At 39.7% G+C, this 23512-nt stretch carries 19 protein-coding genes, 1 tRNA gene, 1 pseudogene and 1 riboswitch; of the genes and pseudogenes, 14 read left to right on the forward strand and 7 right to left on the reverse strand.

Translation table 11 applies throughout. From position 1 onward, the window contains the following. Positions 1 to 69: 69 nt before the first annotated feature. The 5 genes and pseudogenes from ACXYSL_RS00155 to ACXYSL_RS00175 all read left to right on the forward strand — a co-directional run bounded on the left by ACXYSL_RS00155 (position 70) and on the right by ACXYSL_RS00175 (position 3780). Positions 70 to 486: a PTS transporter subunit EIIC gene (locus tag ACXYSL_RS00155; protein WP_458623610.1), complete on the forward strand. Its 417-nt coding sequence runs from the start codon at positions 70 to 72 to the stop codon at positions 484 to 486. Continuing rightward, the gene (locus tag ACXYSL_RS00160) at positions 465 to 1727 is read left to right on the forward strand and encodes a PTS lactose transporter subunit IIBC (protein ID WP_458623611.1); all 1263 of its coding nucleotides are present in this window, start codon (positions 465 to 467) and stop codon (positions 1725 to 1727) included. Before ACXYSL_RS00155 ends, ACXYSL_RS00160 begins: the two co-directional genes overlap by 22 nt. Positions 1728 to 1778: 51 nt before the next feature. Continuing rightward, a pseudogene (locus ACXYSL_RS00165) lies at positions 1779 to 3062 on the forward strand (glycoside hydrolase family 53 protein). A 228-nt stretch (positions 3063 to 3290) separates the two neighbouring features. Continuing rightward, positions 3291 to 3539, forward strand: coding sequence for a hypothetical protein (locus ACXYSL_RS00170; RefSeq protein WP_458623612.1), 249 nt, complete (start codon positions 3291 to 3293; stop codon positions 3537 to 3539). Positions 3540 to 3693: 154 nt separating this feature from the next. Next, the gene (locus ACXYSL_RS00175; protein WP_458624005.1) at positions 3694 to 3780 is read left to right on the forward strand and encodes a hypothetical protein; all 87 of its coding nucleotides are present in this window, start codon (positions 3694 to 3696) and stop codon (positions 3778 to 3780) included. 65 nt (positions 3781 to 3845) lie between these two features. Here ACXYSL_RS00175 and ACXYSL_RS00180 read toward each other — a convergent pair whose 3' ends face one another. The 4 genes from ACXYSL_RS00180 to nrdH form a co-directional block, all read right to left on the reverse strand. Then, entirely contained in the window at positions 3846 to 4613 is a 768-nt protein-coding gene (locus ACXYSL_RS00180; RefSeq protein WP_458623613.1) for a DeoR/GlpR family DNA-binding transcription regulator, read from the reverse strand. 147 nt (positions 4614 to 4760) lie between these two features. After that, the gene (nrdF, locus tag ACXYSL_RS00185; protein ID WP_042769195.1) at positions 4761 to 5723 is read right to left on the reverse strand and encodes a class 1b ribonucleoside-diphosphate reductase subunit beta; all 963 of its coding nucleotides are present in this window, start codon (positions 5721 to 5723) and stop codon (positions 4761 to 4763) included. A gap of 195 nt (positions 5724 to 5918) precedes the next feature. Beyond that, entirely contained in the window at positions 5919 to 8078 is a 2160-nt protein-coding gene (gene nrdE / locus ACXYSL_RS00190) for a class 1b ribonucleoside-diphosphate reductase subunit alpha (RefSeq protein ID WP_458623614.1), read from the reverse strand. A gap of 85 nt (positions 8079 to 8163) precedes the next feature. Next, entirely contained in the window at positions 8164 to 8382 is a 219-nt protein-coding gene (gene nrdH / locus ACXYSL_RS00195; RefSeq protein ID WP_308688582.1) for a glutaredoxin-like protein NrdH, read from the reverse strand. A 361-nt stretch (positions 8383 to 8743) separates the two neighbouring features. Between nrdH and ACXYSL_RS00200 the strand changes: the two genes are divergently transcribed. From ACXYSL_RS00200 to ACXYSL_RS00220, 5 genes are all read left to right on the forward strand, one after another. Then, positions 8744 to 9007 carry a phosphocarrier protein HPr gene (locus ACXYSL_RS00200; protein WP_000146948.1) on the forward strand — a complete coding sequence of 88 codons (264 nt, stop codon included), beginning with the start codon at positions 8744 to 8746 and terminating at the stop codon, positions 9005 to 9007. Positions 9008 to 9012: 5 nt separating this feature from the next. Continuing rightward, complete coding sequence (ptsP, locus tag ACXYSL_RS00205) at positions 9013 to 10746, forward strand: phosphoenolpyruvate--protein phosphotransferase (RefSeq protein ID WP_458623615.1); 1734 nt, start codon at positions 9013 to 9015, stop codon at positions 10744 to 10746. A 256-nt stretch (positions 10747 to 11002) separates the two neighbouring features. Then, on the forward strand, positions 11003 to 13534 hold the full coding sequence (locus tag ACXYSL_RS00210) for a pneumococcal-type histidine triad protein (RefSeq protein WP_458623616.1): 2532 nt from the start codon (positions 11003 to 11005) through the stop codon (positions 13532 to 13534). Between the two features lie 196 nt (positions 13535 to 13730). After that, a complete protein-coding gene (locus ACXYSL_RS00215; protein ID WP_458623617.1) occupies positions 13731 to 14648 on the forward strand; it encodes a metal ABC transporter solute-binding protein, Zn/Mn family in 918 nt (305 codons plus the stop codon). Between the two features lie 7 nt (positions 14649 to 14655). After that, positions 14656 to 17826: a pneumococcal-type histidine triad protein gene (locus ACXYSL_RS00220; protein ID WP_458623618.1), complete on the forward strand. Its 3171-nt coding sequence runs from the start codon at positions 14656 to 14658 to the stop codon at positions 17824 to 17826. 36 nt (positions 17827 to 17862) lie between these two features. Here ACXYSL_RS00220 and pepT read toward each other — a convergent pair whose 3' ends face one another. Beyond that, positions 17863 to 19086: a peptidase T gene (gene pepT, locus ACXYSL_RS00225; RefSeq protein ID WP_458623619.1), complete on the reverse strand. Its 1224-nt coding sequence runs from the start codon at positions 19084 to 19086 to the stop codon at positions 17863 to 17865. 152 nt (positions 19087 to 19238) lie between these two features. Here pepT and hemH point away from each other — a divergent pair, with 152 nt between their 5' ends. Next, positions 19239 to 20333 (forward strand): ferrochelatase, encoded by a 1095-nt coding sequence (gene hemH / locus ACXYSL_RS00230; protein WP_458623620.1) that lies wholly within the window; start codon positions 19239 to 19241, stop codon positions 20331 to 20333. A 40-nt stretch (positions 20334 to 20373) separates the two neighbouring features. On the opposite strand, the gene mscL is transcribed toward hemH, so the two are convergent. Together mscL and ACXYSL_RS00240 are read right to left on the reverse strand one after the other, a co-directional pair. Further along, a complete protein-coding gene (mscL, locus tag ACXYSL_RS00235; protein ID WP_458623621.1) occupies positions 20374 to 20754 on the reverse strand; it encodes a large conductance mechanosensitive channel protein MscL in 381 nt (126 codons plus the stop codon). A gap of 84 nt (positions 20755 to 20838) precedes the next feature. Then, positions 20839 to 21270 carry a GtrA family protein gene (locus ACXYSL_RS00240; protein WP_458623622.1) on the reverse strand — a complete coding sequence of 144 codons (432 nt, stop codon included), beginning with the start codon at positions 21268 to 21270 and terminating at the stop codon, positions 20839 to 20841. A gap of 28 nt (positions 21271 to 21298) precedes the next feature. Continuing rightward, positions 21299 to 21395: riboswitch (PreQ1 riboswitch) on the forward strand. Here ACXYSL_RS00240 and ACXYSL_RS00245 point away from each other — a divergent pair. The 3 genes from ACXYSL_RS00245 to ACXYSL_RS00255 all read left to right on the forward strand — a co-directional run bounded on the left by ACXYSL_RS00245 (position 21393) and on the right by ACXYSL_RS00255 (position 23496). After that, a complete protein-coding gene (locus tag ACXYSL_RS00245) occupies positions 21393 to 21902 on the forward strand; it encodes a QueT transporter family protein (protein ID WP_195215651.1) in 510 nt (169 codons plus the stop codon). Its footprint overlaps the riboswitch before it by 3 nt. Positions 21903 to 22007: 105 nt before the next feature. After that, positions 22008 to 22080, forward strand: a tRNA-Thr gene (locus ACXYSL_RS00250). A 339-nt stretch (positions 22081 to 22419) separates the two neighbouring features. Continuing rightward, positions 22420 to 23496: an aspartate-semialdehyde dehydrogenase gene (locus tag ACXYSL_RS00255; RefSeq protein WP_061598421.1), complete on the forward strand. Its 1077-nt coding sequence runs from the start codon at positions 22420 to 22422 to the stop codon at positions 23494 to 23496. Positions 23497 to 23512: the final 16 nt, after the last annotated feature.

Below are 23512 nucleotides of genomic sequence, written 5' to 3' on the forward strand. Positions count from 1 at the left end.
AGGATATAACCAATGCCTACTAGAATTTTCCTCCCTTTCTACTAGGCATTGATTGTAGGGAGTTTTATCATGAATAAACTCATTCAACAAATTGAAAAAGGAAAACCCTTTTTCGAGAAGATCTCACGTAATATTTATCTAGGCGCTATCCGTGATGGTTTCCTAGCAGCTATGCCAGCGATATTATTTTCAAGTATTTTTATCTTGATTGCTTCCATACCGGATGTTCTTGGTGTTAAATTGCCTGAAGACGTTTCAGCTTGGCTTTGGAAAATATATAACTACTCAATGGGAGTAGTTGCTCTCCTAGTTTCTGCCACAACCGCACGTTGTTTAGCTGAATCTGTCAATAGAAAAATGCCTGCAAATAAAAAGATTAATGCAGTATCCGTGATGCTAGCTTCTATCGTTAGTTTTCTCCTATTAAGTGTTGATCAAATAGAAAGGGTCTTGCTAGTGGTTACATGGGGACAAAGGGAATTCTAGCAGCATTCGTAGCAGCTTTTATCACAGTAAATATGTATAAATTCTGTGTTTTGAAAGATATTACGATTAAGGTGCCTAAAGAAGTGCCAGGGACTATATCCCAAACCTTCCGAGATATCTTCCCATTCTCATTTGCAGTTTTTGCAGCAGTCATTATTGATACGCTTGTCCGCCATTTCTTTGGACATTCATTTGCGGAAGCTGTAATCACTTTAATGCAACCGTTATTCAGCGCCGCTGATGGTTATCTAGGAATTGCCATTATCTGGGGTGCGATGGCTCTCTTCTGGTTTGTAGGTGTACACGGACCATCTATCGTAGAACCAGCGATTGTAGCAGTTATTTATGCAAATGTTGAAACAAACCTTCAATTGGTTAAGGCAGGAGAACAGGCTTCAAATGTTTTGACAGTTGGTTTGGGTAATTTCGTTGGTACCATGGGTGGTACAGGTGCAACGTTAGTTGTTCCCTTCTTATTCCTCCTTTTTGCAAAATCAAAACAATTAAAAGCTGTAGGTAAGGCTTCCTTCATTCCAGTAAGTTTCGCAGTTAATGAACCTTTACTTTTTGCCACACCAATTATTTTAAATCCATATTTCTTTGTACCATTTCTATTTGCACCAATCGCAAATGTTTGGATCTTCAAGTTCTTTGTAGATGTCTTAAAAATGAATAGTTTTATGTACGTTCTACCTTGGGCTACACCTGCTCCAATAGGATTGATCCTCGGTACTGGTGTAAGCGTTCTCACAATTGTCTTAGTATTTGTCTTAATTTTTGTGGATAGTATTATCTATCTTCCATTTATCAAGGCTTATGATGCCTCACTTCTTGAAGAAGAAAAACAAAACACAAGCGAAGAAAGAACAGAACAGTCTAATCCTGAAACAGTATCAACTAAAGAAGTTGTTACCAAATTAGGCAATCAATCAATCAATGTGTTGGTCCTCTGTGCTGGAGCAGGCACGAGCGCTATGCTTGCAAATGCAATCACTGAAGGAGCCAAAGAAACAGGAGCCACTATTTCAGCATCAGCTGGCGCTTATGGATCTCATTATGAAATCATGAAGAACTTTGACATGATTATACTGGCTCCACAGGTAAATTCATTCTATGAAGATATCAAGAAAGACACAGATGCCCTGGGTATAAAACTTGCTGCTACAAAAGGTGCTGAATACATTAAATTAACACGTGATCCTAAAGGAGCCATTTCATTTGTGCTATCCTATTTCGATTAATGTTTAGGTGATGATATGAGATATAATTCTAAATTGGTCAATTTCATCTCGATGACTTTTCTGTTAGCATTTCTCTTTATCTTACCAGTTAAAAATGTCTTTGCAGATGATGATTTTTATGTCGAAAAGGTTGAAAACTTACCCAGTGATTTTATTAAAGGAGCTGATATTTCAACATTAATAGCTCAGGAGGAGAGTGGTGTTCGCTATTATGATGAGAATGGTAACGAGAAAGATTTAATCACTATTCTGGCAGAAAATGGCGTCAATTATGTTCGTGTTCGAATCTAGAATAACCCATATGATGACAAAGGTCATGGGTACGGTGCTGGTAATAGTGACCTCTCTAAGGCGATTGCAATTGGGAAAAGAGCTACTGCTGCAGGGATGAGAGTTCTGGTGGATTTTCACTATTCAGATTTCTGGGCAGATCCGGGTCGTCAGGTCTCTCCAAAAGCTTGGGCCAATATGACGATTGATGAAAAATCTAAAGCTTTATATCAATTTACAAAAGAAAGTTTGAACACACTGCGTACTTCGGGTGTTGATGTTGGTATGGTTCAAGTTGGGAATGAAACAACTAGCAGTGGCATGGCAGGAGAAGCAGGTGACGAACGTTATCAGTTATTTAAAGCGGGTACGCAGGCTGTCAGGGATGTTGATAAATCCATATTGATAACCTTACACTTCACCAATCCAGAAAAGAAATCAACGATCTTGTATTATGCAGAAAAGCTAAAGGAGAATCAGATTGATTATGATGTTTTTGCAACGAGTTACTATTCATTTTGGCATGGAAGTCTTGAAAACTTAAGTTCAGTTTTGACAGAGATCAGAGAAAAATATGGAAAACAAACTTTAATCGCAGAAACAAGTTATGCTTATACACTGGAAGATGGTGATGGTCAGAATAATGTAATCAAATCTGAGCAACAAACGAAGAATGGAGGGTATCCTCCAACTGTGCAAGGCCAGGCCAATAATTTGCGTGATGTGATTGCTACAAGTCAATCTGCAGGTGCTTTAGGAGTGTTCTATTGGGAACCTGCTTGGATACCAGTCGGTAAAGTTGATAGAAATTCGAATCTCCCTATTTGGGAGCAATATGGTTCTGGCTGGGCTTCATCATGTGCCATCTCTTATGATCCTAATGTTGATGAATCAAATTATGGAGGATCTGAATGGGATAATCAAGCACTATTTGATTTCAATGGGAAAGCCCTTCAATCATTAAAGGTATTTAAATTTGTCAATACAGGTTATGGCACAGTACCTGAGAAAAAGGATAATCAAAATAGAGAAAAAGAAGATGAAGATACCACAAATTTACTTTAAAATGGAAGTTTCGAAGAAGAGAACCTAGGAGCCTATAAGATCAGTCAAAGCTATGTTGAGCGTCAGAATGATACCCCTAAAACGGGTCAATATGCCCTTCATTTTTGGTCAGATAAGAGTATTGATTATCAAGTAGAGCAAGCAGTTACTCTTGAACCAGGAACCTATCGTTTCTCAATTCAAATGCAAGGGGACAAAACAGGTAGTCGTGAAAGAATCTTCTCTTATGTGAGGTTCAATGATACAACTTCAGAAGGGAATCAACTACACTTGGAAGGTTATGCTATTTGGAAAGAAAGTGTTATTGAGTTTAAACTTACTGAAAAGACTCAGGTAAATGTGGGTCTATCAGTTACAGCGGATGCGGGAGCTTGGGGAACAACTGACGATTGGAACTTGAAAAAATCAATGCAACCGAAAATTCCCAAACCCCATCGGAACAAACTCAAACTGATGATAGCCATGAAGGAAAGCTAGAACTACCATTATCTCCATCAGAAGATCCAAAGTCTCTAAAACAGAACCATCAACTTCCTCCCAAGAAGTGACTACTAACCAGTCTCAGTCTGTTCGAAAAGATGAAGGTAGTAGAACCCAGAATGATAAACGTAAAAATCTTCCTAAAACGGGAATGAGAGATCAAAAGATATTGTTCATATTGGGATTGGGAGGTATCGTATTAGCTTTAGGAACAAATTTGTATCGTAGGAAAAAATAGTTGAAATTTTAACTTATCGATTAAACATTCATATAAAAATTCCCCGCTGAAAAGCAGGGGAATTTTTATGGTTTTGATAAAAGAATGGTTGTTTGTTTCGACAGATCTTCAAATGTCTCCTGACTCAGTTTGGAATCTGAAACGATGATATCAATCTCTGAGATATTGTAGAAGGTGTAAAAATCAAACTTATTAAACTTGCTGTGGTCTGCCAGTAGGTATTTTTTATTAGCGTTATTCAAGGCGATTCGTTGTACCTCGCCCTCTTCCTCGCTGAAAGTAGCAATAGCCTTATCTTTGATACCATTACAGCTAACAAAAGCCTTAGAGAACTGAAGGTTGGTCAAATCCTGCAAGGTAAGTGTCCCCACAAAAGCACCAGTGATAGAGCGATAATTTCCGCCAATCAAGATCAAATCTGTTAGTTTTCGTTCGTTTAGGATGAGAAAAACAGGAAGACTGTTTGTTACAACACGAATATTATCAATTGGGAGCTCACGAGCAAAACACTCCAAGGTTGTTCCTGGGCCGATAAAAATGGTTTCACCCTCATCAATCAAATGACCTGCAAAACGACTAATTTCTTGTTTTTCAGCAATCTGCAATCCTTGTTTTTCAACGTTTGAGCGTTCGTTGTTTAAGAGAGAACCTGTACGAAGTTTTTCAGCCCCACCATGCACGCGTACCAGCAAATCCTTATCTGCTAGTTCTTGTAAATAGCGGCGAGCTGTCATATCTGACACATCAAGACTCTCCATAATCTCTTTTACAGTAATAGTGCCTTTTGTGTTTACTGCTTCTAGAATACTATCTAGTTTTTCTTGCTTTAGCATCCTTATCACCTCGATTTCTACTATTATTATCTTACCATAAAACGCTCAATCAATCAAATAGAAAAAAACAAAATAAAACAAAAACAAAAACAAAAATCTCACAGTCTGTTTAAACAAACTGTGAGAAGTATAGATTAAAGCTTATTTTTAATCTAAACCGTAGTTGTAGTCATCATCTTGCATGGCTTCAACTTCGCCAAGAAGGTAACCATTTCCGACTTGAGAGAAGAAGTCGTGATTGGATGTTCCAGTTGAGATTCCGTTCATGACGATAGGATTGACATCATCAGCCGAATCTGGGAAGAGTGGATCTTGTCCAAGGTTCATCAGAGCTTTATTGGCATTGTAGCGAAGGAAGGTTTTGACTTCTTCCGTCCAACCAACACCGTCATAGAGACTTTCAGTGTAACCTTCTTCATTCTCGTAAAGGGTGTAGAGTAGGTCGTACATCCATTCTTTGAGTTTTTCTTGCTCTTCTTCAGGTAGTTCATTAAAACCAAGTTGAAATTTGTAACCAATGTAGGTTCCATGAACAGACTCATCACGGATAATCAACTTGATGATTTCCGCAACGTTGGCTAGTTTGTTATTACCGAGATAGTAAAGTGGTGTAAAGAAACCAGAGTAGAAGAGGAAAGTTTCAAGGAAGACACTGGCAACCTTCTTCTCAAGAGGACTACCATTGAGGTAGATTTCATTGATAATTTCCGCTTTTCTTTGTAGGTAAGGGTTGGTGTTAGTCCATTCAAAAATTTCTTCGATCTCAGCCTTGGTGTTTAAGGTAGAGAAGATTGATGAATATGATTTTGCGTGGACAGATTCCATAAATTGGATGTTATTGAAAACAGCTTCCTCATGTGGTGTACGGATGTCTGCACGAAGAGCCTGAACCCCTGTTTCAGATTGCATGGTATCAAGAAGCGTTAAACCACCAAAGACTTTTCCTACTAGGTCTTTTTCTTTGTTTGATAGTTTTCTCCAGTCGTCTAGGTCATTTGACAAGGGGATACGAGTGTCGAGCCAGAATTGCTCTGTTAGCTTTTCCCAAGTTGATTTGTCAATGACATCTTCGATGGCATTCCAGTTAATGGCTTTGTAGTAAGTTTCCATTTGAAATCTCTTTCTGTATGTAATAATGCGATTATAGGATCATCTCTAGTTTATCATAGTCTGAGAAGAGTATCGCACAAAAAGTCGAAAGACCGACTTTTCATTTTTCCTAGTATTTTAGATGCTTATCCAAATTTATTCTAGTGTAATCATTTATTCAGTAGTTTGAGAGAATTTAGTAGGCTTAGAGTAAAACTAGATTACACAGCTTTCACATTGGTTCGCACCAACTTCTCCACCATCGTCTGTAAAAGTACGGACGTAGTAGATAGACTTAATGCCCTTGTTAAAGGCATAGTTACGAAGGATAGACAAGTCACGTGTCGTTTGTTTATTTTCTTTCTTCCATTCGTAAAGACCTTTTGGAATATCACTACGCATGAAGAGGGTGAGTGAAAGTCCTTGGTCCACGTGCTCTGTTGCAGCAGCGTAAACATCAATCACCTTACGCATATCCATATCGTAAGCAGAAGTGTAGTAAGGGATAGTATCTGTTGACAACCCTGCAGCAGGATAGTAGATTTTACCGATTTTCTTCTCTTGGCGTTCTTCAATACGTTGCGTAATCGGGTGGATAGATGCAGAAACATCGTTGATGTAGCTGATCGAACCATTTGGAGCAACAGCTAGACGGTTTTGGTGATAAAGACCATCTGCTTGAACCTTGTCGCGAAGTTCAGCCCAGTCAGCAGCACTTGGGATAAAGACGTCTTTGAATAGTTCTTTAACACGGTCTGATTTTGGAACAAATTCGCCTGTCACATACTTGTCGAAGTAGCTTCCGTTAGCATAGTCTGATTTTTCAAAGTTGTGGAAGGTGATACCACGTTCGCGGGCGATGTTATTAGATTCTACTAAGGTCCAGTAGTTCATAAGCATAAAGTAGATGCTTGTAAACTCAACAGACTCAGGCGACCCATATTCGATCAGTTGTTGCGCTAGATAGCTATGAAGCCCCATGGCACCAAGACCAAAGGTGTGAGCCAAACTGTTTCCGTGGTCGATAGTAGGAACAGCTACGATGTGCGAACTATCTGTAACGAAAGTAAGAGCACGAACCATAGCACGGATTGAACGACCAAAGTCAGGTGAGGTCATCATGTTGACCACGTTGGTTGATCCAAGGTTACATGAAACGTCCGTTCCCATTTGAATGAATTCTTGAGCATCGTTGATCAAGCTTGGTTCTTGAACTTGAAGAATCTCAGAACACAAGTTACTCATGATAATCTTTCCGTCAACCGGATTTGCACGGTTAGCCGTATCAATGTTGACTACATAAGGATAGCCAGACTCTTGTTGCAATTTAGAGATTTCTGTTTCCAAGTCACGCGCTTTGATTTTTGTCTTGCTGATGTTTGGATTTGCGACTAGTTCATCGTATTTTTCAGTGATATCGATGTAGTTGAATGGCACACCATATTCAAGTTCTACAGAGTATGGGCTGAAGAGATACATTTCTTCATTTTTTCGAGCCAATTCGTAGAATTTATCGGGTACTACAACACCGAGTGAAAGAGTCTTAACACGAACTTTTTCATCAGCGTTTTCTTTCTTAGTGGAAAGGAAAGCGATGATATCTGGGTGAAAGACGTTGAGGTAGACAACACCTGCACCTTGACGTTGTCCGAGTTGGTTTGAGTAAGAGAAGCTGTCTTCAAAAAGCTTCATAACTGGTACGACACCAGAAGCGGCACCCTCATAGCCCTTGATAGGAGCTCCAGCTTCACGAAGGTTGCTGAGGGAAATTCCCACGCCACCACCGATACGTGAAAGTTGAAGGGCTGAGTTGATAGAACGTCCGATAGAGTTCATATCATCCGTTACTTGAATCAAGAAACAAGATACCAACTCCCCACGACGAGCACGACCTGCGTTCAAAAAGGAAGGAGTAGCTGGTTGGTAGCGTTGGTGGATGATTTCATTGGCAATATCAGTCGCAATCGCTTCATCCCCGTCAGCAAAATAAAGTGCATTAAAGAAGACACGGTCTTCCATGCTTTCAAGGTAATATTCACCGTCATTAGTCTTCAAGGCATATTGATTGTAAAACTTATAGGCTGCCATAAACGACTTGAATTGGAAGTTTTGGTCCTTGATAAATTGATGCAATTCTTCCAAAAACTCTGGACGGTATTTCTTGAGAAATGCAGTTTCGATGTAGTTATGTTCAATAAGGTAGTTGATTTTATCAGTAATTGAATCAAAAACCATAGTGTTTGGAACTACATTTTCTTTAAAGAAAGCATCCAAGGCTTCCTTATCTTTATGAAGCATGATTTGTCCATTAACAGGACGGTTGATTTCGTTATTGAGACGGAAGTAAGTCACGTCTTCAAGATGTTTTAATCCCATAAAATTTTCCTTATCTAACCTGATTACAAAAGAAAGGCCTCTAAGTTAGCCCTAGAAGCAATTTCTTCTGGATGATGTACTAAGATTATGCTAACTGTTTTAGTTTTCCTGGTTGGAAACCTGAAAAGACTTCAGTTGGTGTTTGGATGACAGGAGCAGCGCTGAAACCGAGCTCTTTAACTTGATCGATATACTCAGGTTGCTCGTCAAGATTGATCTCACGATATGCGATATTATTACTGTCCAAGAAACGCTTGGTCATCTTACATTGGACACAGTTATTTTTAGAATAAACGGTTACCATTTTCGTAACTCCTCTTTCAAAATAGATTACTTTCTTAGTATATCAGAAAAAAAAACTTTGTCAAACTTTTTAAACTAAATCTTGTGCTAAAAAGTTACGGTTTTGAAATAAAAACACAAGATATAGTGTTTTTGAAAACATAAATTTTGATTTCCGTTGAACTGTCAAACTTTCTCAAAATAAAAAAACTACATACTGTATATTGGCAATATAAATAGAAGATTTTCAGCAAGTTATCAGAAAGGAAATAGAAGAAAGTCCATAAAATACTTGAAAAATTATCTAGAAGGTGATATAATACAGTCTTGTAAGGGTTATCACATATAATCCAAAAAAGAAATAACTAAAGGAGAGTCAAACTATGGCTTCTAAAGATTTCCACGTAGTGGCAGAAACAGGTATTCACGCACGTCCAGCAACATTGTTGGTTCAAACAGCTAGCAAATTTGCTTCAGATATCACTCTTGAATACAAAGGTAAATCAGTAAACCTTAAATCTATCATGGGTGTTATGAGTCTTGGTGTTGGCCAAGGTGCTGACGTTACAATTTCAGCTGAAGGTGCAGATGCTGATGACGCAATCGCTGCTATCACTGAAACTATGGAAAAAGAAGGATTGGCATAAGGAAAATGACAGAAATGCTTAAAGGAATCGCAGCATCAGACGGTGTTGCAGTTGCAAAAGCATATCTACTCGTTCAACCGGATTTGTCATTTGAGACTGTTACAGTCGAAGATACAAACGCAGAAGAAGCTCGCCTTGATGCCGCTCTAAAAGCATCACAAGACGAGCTTTCTGTTATTCGTGAGAAAGCAGTAGGTACGCTCGGTGAAGAAGCAGCTCAAGTTTTTGACGCTCACTTAATGGTTCTTGCTGACCCAGAAATGATCAGTCAAATCAAGGAAACAATCCGTGCGAAGAAAGTGAATGCAGAAGCAGGTCTGAAAGAAGTGACAGACATGTTTATCACTATCTTTGAAGGCATGGAAGACAACCCATACATGCAAGAACGTGCAGCGGATATCCGCGACGTGACAAAACGTGTATTGGCAAATCTCCTTGGTAAAAAATTGCCAAACCCAGCTTCTATCAATGAAGAAGTGATCGTGATTGCGCATGACTTGACTCCTTCAGATACAGCTCAATTGGACAAAAACTTTGTAAAAGCTTTTGTAACCAACATTGGTGGACGTACAAGCCACTCAGCTATCATGGCGCGTACACTTGAAATCGCGGCAGTATTAGGTACAAACAACATCACTGAAATTGTTAAAGATGGTGATATCCTTGCTGTTAACGGTATCACTGGTGAAGTGATTATCAACCCAACTGATGAGCAAGCGGCAGAATTCAAGGCTGCTGGTGAAGCTTATGCGAAGCAAAAAGCTGAATGGGCACTTTTGAAAGATGCTCAAACAGTGACTGCTGATGGTAAACACTTTGAATTGGCTGCTAATATCGGTACTCCAAAAGACGTGGAAGGTGTCAATGCCAACGGTGCCGAAGCTGTTGGTCTTTACCGTACAGAGTTCTTGTACATGGATTCTCAAGACTTCCCAACAGAAGACGAGCAGTATGAAGCATACAAGGCTGTTCTTGAGGGAATGAATGGTAAACCAGTAGTTGTTCGTACAATGGATATCGGTGGTGATAAGGAACTTCCTTACTTCGATATGCCACACGAAATGAACCCATTCCTTGGATTCCGTGCCATTCGTATCTCTATTTCTGAAACTGGAGATGCAATGTTCCGTACACAAATCCGTGCCCTTCTTCGTGCTTCTGTTCATGGTCAATTGCGTATCATGTTCCCAATGGTTGCGCTCTTGAAAGAATTCCGTGCAGCTAAAGCAGTTTATGAAGAAGAAAAAGCAAACCTTCTTGCTGAAGGTGTTGCAGTTGCGGATGATATCCAAGTTGGTATCATGATTGAAATCCCTGCAGCAGCTATGCTTGCAGACCAATTTGCAAAAGAAGTAGACTTCATGTCAATTGGTACAAACGACTTGATCCAATACTCAATGGCGGCAGACCGTATGAATGAGCAAGTTTCATACCTTTACCAACCATATAACCCATCAATCCTTCGCTTGATCAACAACGTTATCAAGGCAGCACACGCTGAAGGTAAATGGGCTGGTATGTGTGGTGAGATGGCTGGTGACCAAAAAGCTGTTCCACTTCTTGTCGGAATGGGCTTGGATGAATTCTCTATGTCAGCAACATCTGTACTTCGTACACGTAGCTTGATGAAGAAATTGGACACTGCTAAGATGGAAGAGTACGCTAACCGTGCCCTTACAGAATGCTCAACAATGGAAGAAGTTCTTGAACTTCAAAAAGAATACGTTAATTTTGATTAATCGAAAAGTCCTTGCAACTAAGTTGCAGGGATTTTTTGATTTTTTAAGTTGGGGAAATGAGAGTTAGACTTCATAGCTCGTATCTGAAACAATTATTAAAAAGTAAAAAAATAGTAAAAATACTTAACTGGTTCATAAAATGCTTGACAAGGCGAAAATTTTGGAGTAAACTGTTAACCAGTTAAGTAATAGAGAGGAGTTTCTGCTATTTAGAAATGAATTGCAACTAGAAATAACAAAAAGAAAGAGAGTTTCGATGAAAATTAATAAGAAATACCTTGCTGGTTCTGCGGCAGCTTTGATTTTAAGTGTTTGTTCTTACGAATTGGGACTGTATCAAGCAAGAACGGTTAAGGAAAATAATCGTGTTTCCTATATAGATGGAAAACAAGCGACGCAGAAAACGGAGAATTTGACTCCTGATGAGGTTAGTAAACGTGAAGGCATCAATGCCGAACAAATCGTCATCAAGATAACTGACCAGGGATATGTCACTTCACACGGCGACCACTATCATTATTACAATGGTAAGGTTCCTTATGATGCTATCATCAGTGAAGAGTTGCTGATGAAGGATCCAAACTATACACTAAAAGACGAAGATATTGTCAGTGAAATCAAGGGTGGTTATGTTATCAAGGTAGATGGAAAATACTATGTCTACCTTAAGGATGCAGCCCATGCGGATAATGTCCGTACGAAAGAAGAAATCAATCGACAAAAACAAGAGCATAGTCAGCATCGTGAAGGTGGGACTTCAGCAAATGATGGTGCAGTAGCCTTGGCACGTTCACAAGGACGCTACACCACAGATGATGGTTACATCTTTAATGCCTCTGATATCATTGAAGATACAGGTGATGCTTACATTGTTCCTCATGGCGACCATTACCATTATATTCCTAAAAGTGAGTTATCAGCCAGCGAATTGGCTGCCGCAGAAGCCTTCCTATCTGGTAGAAGTGGTCAATCAAATACGCCTACCTATCGCCGTACCAATAACAACAGTGCTAGTTACGATGTAGATAGATGGACCCCATCCTATAATAACCAAGGCAACAGCTATACGAACACAGCTAACAACAGTAGCGACGATAGCCAAGCAAGTCAAAGTGATGAGGATATTGATAGCCTTCTGAAACAACTTTATGGCTTGCCACTCAGCCAGCGACACGTGGAATCAGATGGCCTTGTTTTCGACCCAGCGCAAATCACAAATCGAACAGCTAGAGGAGTTGCTGTGCCTCATGGGAACCATTACCATTTCATTCCTTATTCACAGATGTCTGAATTGGAAGAACGAATCGCTCGTATTATTCCTCTACAGTACAGTTCGAACCATAGGGTGCCGGATTCAAGACCAGAACAACCAAGTCCACAACCGACTTCGGAACCTAGTCCAAGCCCGCAACCTGCACCAAATCCTCAACCATCTCCAAGCAATCCAATTGACGAAAAATTGGTTAAAAAAGCGGTTCGAAAAGTAGCTGATGGTTATGTCTTTGAAGAGAATGGAGTTTCTCGTTATATCCCAGCCAAGGAACTTTCCACAGAAACAGCAGCAGCCATTGATAGTAAACTGGCCAAGCAGGAAAGTTTGTCTCATAAACTCGGAGCTAAGAAAACCAACCTCCCATCTGGTGATCGAGGATTTTACAATAAGGCTTATGATTTACTAGCAAGAGTTCATCAAGACTTACTTGATAATAAAGGGCGCCAAGCTGATTTTGAGGCTTTGGATAAACTCTTGGAACGACTCAATGATGCTTCAAGTGATAAAGTCAAGTTAGTGGATGATATTCTTGCTTTCTTAGCACCCATTCGTCATCCAGAACGTTTAGGAAAAGCGAATGCGCAAATTGCTTACACAGATGATGAGATTCAAGTAGCCAAGTTGGCAGGCAAGTATACAACAGAAGATGGATATATCTTTGACCCTCGAGATATCACTAGTGATGAGGGGGAGGCCTATGTAACTCCACATATGACCCACAGTCATTGGATTAAGAAAGATAGTTTGTCTGAAGCTGAAAGAGCAGCAGCCCAGGCTTATGCCAAAGAGAAAGGTTTGACGCCTCCTTCGACAGATCATCAGGATTCAGGAAATAGTGAGGCTAAAGGAGCAGAAGCTATCTACAATCGAGTAAAAGCAGCTAAGAAGGTGCCACTTGATCGTATGCCTTACAATCTCCAACATACTGTGGAAGTCAAAAACGGAAGCTTGATTATTCCTCATTATGACCATTACCATAACATCAAATTTGAGTGGTTTGACGAAGGTCTTTATGAGGCTCCTAAGGGCTATACTCTAGAGGATCTCTTTGCGACTGTCAAGTACTATGTCGAACATCCAAACGAACGTCCGCATTCAGATAGTGGTTGGGGCAATGCAAGTGACCATGTTCAAAGAAACCAAAATGGTCAGGCTGATAACAATCATACGGGAAAACCATCAGAGGAGAAACCTCGGCCAGAAAAACCTGAGGAAGAAAAACCTCGCGAAGAGAAGCCGCAAAGCGAGAAACCAGAGTCTCCAAAACCAACTGAGGAGCCAGAAGAAGAATCGCCAGAGGAAGCAGAAGAACCTCAGGTTGAAACTGAAAAGGTTGAAGAAAAACTGAGAGAGGCTGAGGATTTACTTGCAAAAATCCAGAATCCAATTATCAAGTCCAATGCCAAAGAAACTCTCACAGGATTAAAGAATAATTTACTATTTGGCGCCCAGGACAACAATACCATTATGGCTGAAGCTGAAAAGTTGTTGGCTTTATTAAAGGAGAGCAAGTAAAGGTAGTAGTATTTTCTAGATCCTAAAAACAGGATAGGAGAGCTAGAAAAGATAAAATCGAAAAATGAGAGCAGAATGTGAGTTCTAGTTCTCATTTTTTTCATGAAAATGTGCAAAATATCTTGACATATAGTGTAAATAAAGATAAACTATTTACTAGTTAATTAAATGGTTAAATACTAGTTAAGGAGTAATGATGAAAAAAAGAACAATACTATTATTAATGGCCAGTGTGTTGGCTCTTGTCTTAGGAGCATGTGGTCAAAAAGAAAAACAAGAAGCAAAAGGGATGAAGATTGTCACAAGTTTTTACCCAATCTATGCCATGGTCAAAGAGGTGTCAGGTGACTTGAATGATGTTCGGATGATTCAGTCAAGTAGTGGAATTCACTCATATGAACCTTCAGCGAATGACATTGCTGCTATTTATGACGCGGATGTATTTGTCTACCACTCGCATACACTGGAGTCTTGGGCGGGAAGTCTGGATCCAAATTTGAAAAAATCAAAAGTTAAAGTTTTAGAAGCCTCTGAAGGGATGACCTTGGAGCGTGTACCAGGCTTGGAAGATGTAGAAGCTGGTGATGGTATTGATGAAAAAACACTCTACGACCCTCACACTTGGTTAGATCCTGAAAAAGCAGGCGAAGAGGCACAGATTATTGCGGACAAACTTTCGGAGATTGATAGTGCTAATAAGGAAACGTATCAAAAGAATGCTAAAAACTTTATTAATAAAGCCCAAGAATTGACTAAGAAGTACCAGCCTATTTTTGAAAAAGCGAGCCAAAAGACTTTTGTTACGCAACACACAGCCTTTTCATACCTCGCTAAACGCTTTGGTTTGAAACAACTTGGTATAGCAGGGATTTCCCCTGAACAAGAGCCAAGTCCGAGACAACTAACAGAAATCCAAGAATTTGTCAAAACCTATAAGGTCAAAACCATCTTTACTGAGAGCAATGCTTCTTCTAAAGTCGCTGAGACCTTGGTAAAATCAACAGGAGTTAGCCTAAAGACACTCAATCCTTTGGAAGCAGACCCTGAAAATGATAAAACTTACTTAGAAAATCTAGAAGAAAATATGAATGTTCTTGCAGAAGAATTAAAATGAGGAGATTATGAAAATGAAGAAAAAGTATCTTGCGGCGGGTTCGGCTTTAGTCCTTTCCCTAAGTCTTTGCATCTATGCATTGAACCAACACCAGCTAGAAGGAAACAAAGATAATAATCGTGTGTCTTATGTTGATGGGAAGCAAGACTCTCAAAAAACAGAGACCCAGACACCAGATCAAGTTAGTAAAAAAGAAGATATTCAGGCTGAGCAAATTGTAATAAAAATTACAGATCAGGGCTATGTGACGTCACATGGTGATCACTATCATTACTATAACGGGAAAGTTCCTTATGATGCCCTCTTTAGTGAAGAACTCTTGATGAAGGATCCAAACTACCAACTTAAGGATGGAGATATCGTCAATGAAGTCAAGGGTGGTTATATCATCAAGGTAGATGGAAAATATTATGTCTACCTGAAAGATGCAGCTCATGCCGATAATGTTCGAACTAAGGATGAAATCAACCGTCAAAAACAAGAACACGGTAAAGAAGATAAAGGGACTAGTGCAGAAGTATCAGTAGCTAAATTACAGGGGCGTTATACTACTGATGACGGTTATGTCTTTAACGCTTCAGATATCATTAAAGACACAGGTGATGGTTATATAGTACCACATGGTGGTCACTATCATTTCATTCCTAAGAGTGACTTGTCGGCAGGTGAATTAGCGGCCGCAAAAGCATATTTATCAGGGAATACTACAGCTCTCAGTCAACCTTTGTCAGTGACACCGAATAATGGTGTTACCGCAGCAGATGATGGTTATGTCTTTAACCCTAATGATATTGTCAGAGATACAGGTGATGCTTATATAGTAAGACATGGGGACCACTATCATTATATTCCTAAGTCATCTCTAAACAATCCTACATCACAATCTGATACGGTAGAGTTAGGAAATCCTTCTAATACTGGATCAAGTAATGAGACCTCACATGTCCACCATGAGGAAGAAGATGGTCATGGTTTTGATGCCAATCGAATTATAAGTGAAGATTCAGAAGGTTTTGTCATGACCCATGGCGACCACCATCATTACTTCTTTAAGAAGGATTTGACACCAGAACAAATCAAGGCAGCTCAAGATCATTTGAGAGGTAAAACGCCAGTAACACCAAGTCCAGCACATGATGACGATGATGATCATGATGAAGATGCCCATGGTCATCACCATGAAGAACATGGTCATGATTTTGATGCCAATCGAATTATCAGTGAGGATGCGGCAGGATTTATCATGAGTCACGGTGACCACAATCATTATTTCTTCAAGAAGGACTTGACAGCTGAACAAATTAAGGCCGCACAAGACCATTTGAAAACACATCATGATGCAGAGCCTGTAAAACCTCTTGCTAAAACGGTAGAGTCTTTCTCAAGAGATGCTAGCGATGAAGAAAAGATTGCTTATATTTCTAAGACCTACGGTGTTCCACTTGAAGCTATTAAAATTTCAAACGGATTCTTTGTCTTTGGAAATCCAGACCAAGCCTATGATCCAACTCATATCCATCCATATGCTGTTCGTAAGGAACATGTGCGTCTTCCGCTACAAACTGGCAATCCAGAACTTGATTTCCTAAATGAACTCTATACCACTGCTTTGCGAGATGGTGTGTCTCCTTATAGCTTACAGGTAGAAAATGGTAGTTTTGTGATTCCTCATGGTGACCACAATCACTACATCAAGGTTCAAACTAAGGGCTATGAAGTGGCTTTGAAAAACAAGATTCCAGCTCTCCAATCCAACTATCAACCTGGAGCTTTTGATGAAAAGGCAGTCTTGGCGAAAGTAGATCAACTTCTGGCTGAAAGTAGATCGCTCTATCAAAATCAACCAATCAAACAAAGACAGATTGAGTTAGCTTTAGGTCAGTTTACTGAAAACATGAAGAAATTGGCAACTAACTCTACAGCAGGTTATCTTGCGACACTGGATCTCTTTGATAAGCAATATATCCATATTGATGAAAGTGTTAAACCAGTTGAAACAAGCGCTCTAGATAAGAAATATCAGGCCTTGATTGATAAAATCAATACCTTGGATACAGACTCTTATGGCCTTCCAAAGAAAGATCTTCTCGTTCGACTCCAAGAATCTAAATTGGCTAAAGATGAGGCTGGTTTAGCAGCGGTTGAATCACAACTTCAAGCCTTGCAAGACTTTAATGATCGAACAGGTGTTACAACTGTAGAATACATCAAGTATTTCTACGAACACGTAAATGATGGTCGTTTGAGTGATGAACTGCGAAATAAAGTAGCTCAGTTGACTTGGACCTTATATCAATCTCAATCCTTCCTTAAGGCAGCAGAATTGAACAAATTATTCCCAAGCATCTATCAGGCAAAACAAGAAGTGGAAGAAGCTTTGAAAGCTCAACCAACTACTGCAAAATCAACGCAAACAGTTCTAGATACTGAAAAAGTCGATAATCAAAGTGCCAAAACAGCTATTTATGGCTTCTTGAAAGAATTGTACGGAGACTTTATGCCTGAAGAACATGTCAACCATGTTAGCAAGGAACAAGTAGAAAGTCTCCTGAGCAAGGCAAATCAACTCTTGGAGCAAATCCAAGAAGAAGGAATCAGACAATCCTTGGCAGAAGAAGTAGAAAATCTCAAAGCTGCTACAAACAAGGCTGATGCAGACTTGGATGAAGTAAATAGTCAGGTGAAAGATGTTTTGACTCGTATCGCTAGCGCTCTTCAACAAGAGAAGGAAAATGCTGAGCAAGACCCTCAGACACTTGTGCTCTATCAAAAACTTTACGATATTCTTATGTCACTTCACTCATATTTAGAAAATAATAAGGGTTCTGATGCAGAATTTGATAAGGTTGATGCTCTACTAGATCAGCTATCTGCTAAGAGTAAAGATAAAGCCGCTTTACTTGAATTGACAAAAGCTATTCTGGTCTTGAATCAAGAAATCAAGTCAAAATCAAGCGCAGGTGAAGAAGCAACCCCAGCAAGAAATGCTGAAGCAAATAGTAGTAAGACAAGTACCGAAACTGAAACATCAGCAACTGCAGAATCTAATAGCGAAACTGCCAGCGACGAAAACAAACCGAGTAATGCAACAGATTCTAAACCAGCTGAATCAACTTCAGAAAAGGAAACAACAGAATCTACAACAAGTACTGGAAATCAAGAAAAACCAGCTCAATAAATAAAGAGGCGAAGTAGCAAAGCTACCTCGTCCTTTTTAGTCTTTATAAGATACAATTCCAATGATAGTATCTACTGCACGCTCCATGGTTTGAAGACTCACGTATTCAAAACGTCCATGCATGTTTTCACCACCTGCAAAGATATTAGGAGTTGGGATTCCCATAAAGGAAATCTTAGAGCCGTCTGTCCCTCCACGGATTGGTTCAATAATAGGCGTGATACCTAAATCTTCCATAACGGCTTTAGCAATAGTAATAGGTGTCATATCTTTCTCAATGACTTCTTTCATATTGCAGTACTGGTCTGTCAGAGTTAAGGTCACGCGATCATTCCCAAGTTCTTGATTCATCTTGCCAGCAATGTCCTGCATAGCTTCCTTACGAGCTTCAAAGGCATCTTTTTCAAAGTCTCGAATGATATAGCTTGCACGCGCCTCCTCAACACTACCTGACACCTCCATAAGATGATAGAAACCTTGGTAACCTTCTGTCAGTTCAGGACGATCATTCTCAGGAAGTTGATTATGAAAATCAATTGCTAGCTGAAGGGCATTGACCATCTGTCCTTTGGCAGTACCAGGGTGGACATTACGCCCTTGGAAATGGAGCTCAGCGCCAGCTGCTGAGAAAGTCTCGTACTGGAGTTCCCCTAGTGGCCCACCATCAACCGTGTAGGCAAAGTCAACATCAAAGTCAACTGCATCAAATTTATTAGCACCGACGCCAATTTCTTCATCTGGTCCAAAACCAACACGAATCTCACAGTGTTTGATTTCAAAGTGAGCAGTCAGATATTCGATAGCAGTCATAATTTCAGCAATCCCTGACTTGTCATCAGCACCTAGCAAGGTCGTACCATCTGTTGTGATAAGCGTTTGACCTGGATATTTTTCAAGGCTCTTGAAATCAGCAGGATCCAGTTTAAATCCAGAATTCCCCAGTTCAATCGCACCTCCATCGTAGTTTTCGATGACTTGTGGATTAACTCCCTCAGCATTAAAATCAGCTGTATCCATGTGGGAGATAAACCCAATCTTGCGTGTCAGGCTGGGATCATTAGCTGGCAAGGTACCAATAGCAAAACCATTTGGAAGGTAGTAAACATTTTGCAGACCGACACGTTTCATTTCGGGAATAAGAACATTGGTCGCAAAATCTACCTGGCTTTGCGTACTTGGAGTAGTAGTAGAGTGTTCATCAGAACGCGTATTTACCTTAACGTAGGTCAAGAAACGATCTAAAAGGTTCGGATAAGTCATAAAAACTCCTTTATTATCATTTTTTTCATTGTATCATAGAATGGAGAGAAAGACAAAGAGAAGTAAATAAAAATAAAATGAATGAAAGCGTTTATTTATGATATATTTCATGATAGAATGGATAGAGAAAATAATATCATAAGGATGATAATATGAAAAAAGCAATATTGATGATGACCTTTGGATCTCCAGAGGAGATTAGTTTTGAAGGAGTAGCAGAATTTTTTACAAACATTCGTCGTGGAGTTAGACCCCAAGACCACGAAATCCAGACTCTCTATGACAACTATGTTCGTATCGGTGGGACGCCTTTGCAGCGGATTACACGTGAGGAGGTCAATTTACTCAAAGAACGTTTAGGGGAGGAGTACGGTATCTACTTTGCCAACAAATTTTCTCGTCCCTTTATTCCAGACGTGATCAAGCGGATGGAAACTGATGGTGTTGAAGAATGTATCTGTTTGATTTTGGAACCTCATTATTCCTTTTACTCAGTCATGGGGTATGAAAAGTTTTTGGAAAGCCAGCAGATCCGGTTTTTAGTCATTAAGGATTGGTATCAACAACAGCCTTTGCTGGACTTCTGGACTGACGAGATTAGCAAAATTTTACAAGACCAGGTGGGAGAAGAAGCTTTCAAGGTAATCTTTTCGGCACACAGTGTTCCCATTTTTGCCTTGGATTATGGAGATCCTTATATCGACCAGATTTTCGATAATAGCAAGTTAATCGCTGAACAACTCGGCCTAAAAGCCGACCAGTATACCAATACTTGGCAGAGTGAAAGCGATATTGGAATCCCTTGGATCAAGCCAGATGTCTTAGAATATCTACGAGAACAAAAGCAACATCCAGAGCATTATATTTTTGTCCCGATAAGTTTTATCAGTGAGCACATCGAAGTTTTGTTTGATAATGATGTGGAATGTTATGATTTGTGTCAAGAAATAGGTGTCACCTACCATCGTCCACCTATGCCCAATACGGATAGCCGTTTAATTGACGCTTTAGTTGCTACTGTAAGAGCCAACGAACACAAAGAATTTAAAGCTTTTCTCCCAGAAGAAGAAACCTTCGATGAGTTAGCTCCTTCAGCAACCACTAAGGATATTATGGAGGAAACAGATGATCTCCAAATGCCAGAATTTGTGAAAAAACTCATTGAGAAAAAAGGCCGTGAAAATGTGAAGATGCCTTACTTAATTAAAAAAATGCTAGAAAAGGCAGGTAAGTTGCCGAAAGACTAAAGAAAAAAGGATTTAGCATGAAGCTAGATCCTTTTTTGTCTTATTTTTTCTCAAGAAGGGCTTTGATTTCTTGAAGAACTTCTAGTTCAGTTGGAGCAGTAGGTGTATCTTCAGCTGGCTCTTCTTTCTTAGTAAGGTTTTGCGCTTTTTCAACAGCTTTGATAACGAAGAAAAGAACAGTACCAATCACTAAGAAGTTGATAACAGCACTCAAGAAGCTACCGTAACCAACGCCATTCCATGAAAGTTCAGCGATGCGTTCAACGTTCGCCGCTTTCAAAGCTGGGTTCAAGATAAGTGGAGTGATGATATCATTTACAAGTGAAGTAACAATAGCACCAAAAGCAGAGGCGATGATCACACCGACAGCGAGATCAACGACATTGCCACGAAGCAAAAATTCTTTAAGATCTTTTAACATTTTCATAATTTCCTTTCAAAAACTAATCTTAATTGTACCTGAAATACCTAAATATTACAACCTTAATACTTACTGATACCTATTTCATTTATAAAAAACGTATACTTTACTAAAAATATAGTTAAGAATGATAATCAAAACCTGCGCAATTAGCGTTTCGATGGCATTAACCTGATCTAGTTGATCGTTGACAAATTGCCCGATAATACCGGGAAAAGATGTAACAAAGATATAAGTTAAAAGGACATCGAGACCCAAAGTAAAGAGACGAGCTAAGAAAAACTTAGCCAGGCGAGTTGGCCAATTTCTTCTCTCTTGTTTAAAGACGATTGTATCATTTGTAAAAAAGGCAAAGAGAATCCCGATAAGATTTGCGAGTACGGTTGCCAGGATTTCCTGGTGGCTGATGTGGTAAATAACCAAACGCGATAAGATAGAAACCAGAGTAGTAGCAGCACCGAAAAATAGGTAGGAGAGGATTTCGTTATCGAAGAATGCCTTTATTATTCTTTTCATGGTTTTAGTATAGCATAAAGTCCTATATTGTGCTATACTAGTAAGGTTGATAATCTCAACCCTTGGTGCTTAACTTCTTTCACCAAGCATATTTTACGCGGGAAACCGCCAAAGGAGAAAACATGAAAAAATTAACTGTTCGTGATATGGCAGATATTGCTATCGTTGCTGCTATCTATGTGGTTTTGACCATTACCCCACCGTTGAATGCCATTAGCTACGGCGCTTACCAGTTCCGTATTTCTGAGATGATGAATTTCTTGGCCTTCTACAACCCTAAATACATCATCGGTGTGACGATTGGTTGTATGATTGCTAATTTCTTTAGCTTTGGTCTAATAGATGTCTTTGTCGGCGGGGGATCTACCCTAGTTTTCCTTAGTCTAGGTGTATGGCTATTTAGCAAGTACAAGAAAGACTATCTGTTCAATGGTTTGATTCGAAAAGATCATTTCTTCTTTTCAATCCTGTTCTCCATTTCAATGATTACCATTGCAGCGGAACTCTATATTGTCGCAGAAGCTCCATTCTTCTTGACATGGTTTTCTACTGGAATTGGAGAGTTTGCATCACTTATCGTTGGTGCAATCTTAATCGGAAAATTAGGACGCCGAATTGATCTAACAAAATAAGAAGTTTATAAGCTAGATTTAGCAAGAATCTAGCTTTTTTCATTCCATAAAATTAAAAGAGAGCGCTTGACAAGAACTAGGAACTATAGTATACTTTTTAGGTAAGCTGATTTAGCTCAGTTGGCAGAGCGCATCCATGGTAAGGATGAGGTCGCCGGTTCAATCCCGGCAATTAGCATTAGATAGACAGGAAAACTCTTGATATTCGAGAGTTTTTTATATTTCCCCCGCATTAGCCTTGACAAAGTCAGCAAAGCATAGTAGAATAAAACCTGCGATGAGTCGATAGGTAGTCTTCGGACTGCTATTGAGCATAAGGAGGTCATAACGCAGGAGCGGACCTTGATGAGTTGTGTGAACCTGCTCATCACATGAAGATGCCTCTTAGTCCCTAGTCAATGACTAGGGATTTTTAGTTTTCAGAAAATATAGTCTAAAAATGCTTTTCAATTTCTTGAAAAAGTAGTATAATACATCTATTATAGAAATTTTTAGAAAATTCCGAAAGAGGTTATTTATGGGATATACAGTTGCTGTAGTCGGCGCGACAGGTGCTGTCGGAGCTCAGATGATAAAAATGTTGGAAGAATCAACACTTCCAATCGATAAAATTCGTTACCTTGCTTCTGCACGTTCAGCAGGCAAGACTTTGAAATTTAAAGACCAAGATATTACGATTGAAGAAACGACTGAGACCGCTTTTGAGGGTGTTGATATTGCACTCTTCTCAGCAGGTGGTTCGACATCAGCTAAGTATGCACCATACGCAGTTCAAGCTGGAGCGGTAGTAGTAGATAACACATCTTATTTCCGTCAAAATCCAGATGTACCATTGGTTGTTCCAGAAGTCAATGCTCACGCACTTGATGCCCACAACGGGATTATTGCTTGCCCTAACTGTTCAACAATCCAAATGATGGTGGCTCTTGAGCCTGTTCGTCAAAAATGGGGTTTGGACCGTATCATCGTTTCAACTTATCAAGCCGTTTCAGGTGCTGGTATGGGAGCGATTCTTGAAACACAACGTGAACTTCGTGAAGTCTTGAATGATGGTGTGAACCCACGTGATTTGCATGCGGAAATCTTGCCTTCAGGCGGAGATAAGAAACACTATCCTATCGCCTTTAACGCTCTTCCACAAATCGATGTCTTCACTGACAATGATTACACTTACGAAGAGATGAAGATGACCAAGGAAACTAAGAAAATCATGGAAGATGATAGCATCGCAGTTTCTGCAACATGTGTACGTATTCCAGTCTTGTCTGCTCACTCTGAGTCTGTTTACATCGAAACAAAAGAAGTGGCTCCAATCGAAGAAGTGAAAGCAGCTATCGCAGCCTTTCCAGGTGCAGTTCTGGAGGATGATGTGGCTAACCAAGTCTACCCACAAGCCATCAATGCTGTTGGTTCACGTGATACCTTTGTTGGTCGTATCCGTAAAGACTTGGATGCTGAAAAAGGAATTCACATGTGGGTTGTTTCAGATAACCTTCTTAAAGGTGCTGCTTGGAACTCTGTACAGATCGCAGAAACGCTTCATGAGCGTGGTTTGGTCCGTCCAACAGCTGAGCTGAAATTTGAATTGAAATAATGGTTTAGGAGTTCGA

It is taken from the genome of Streptococcus sp. V913, assembly GCF_054353455.1.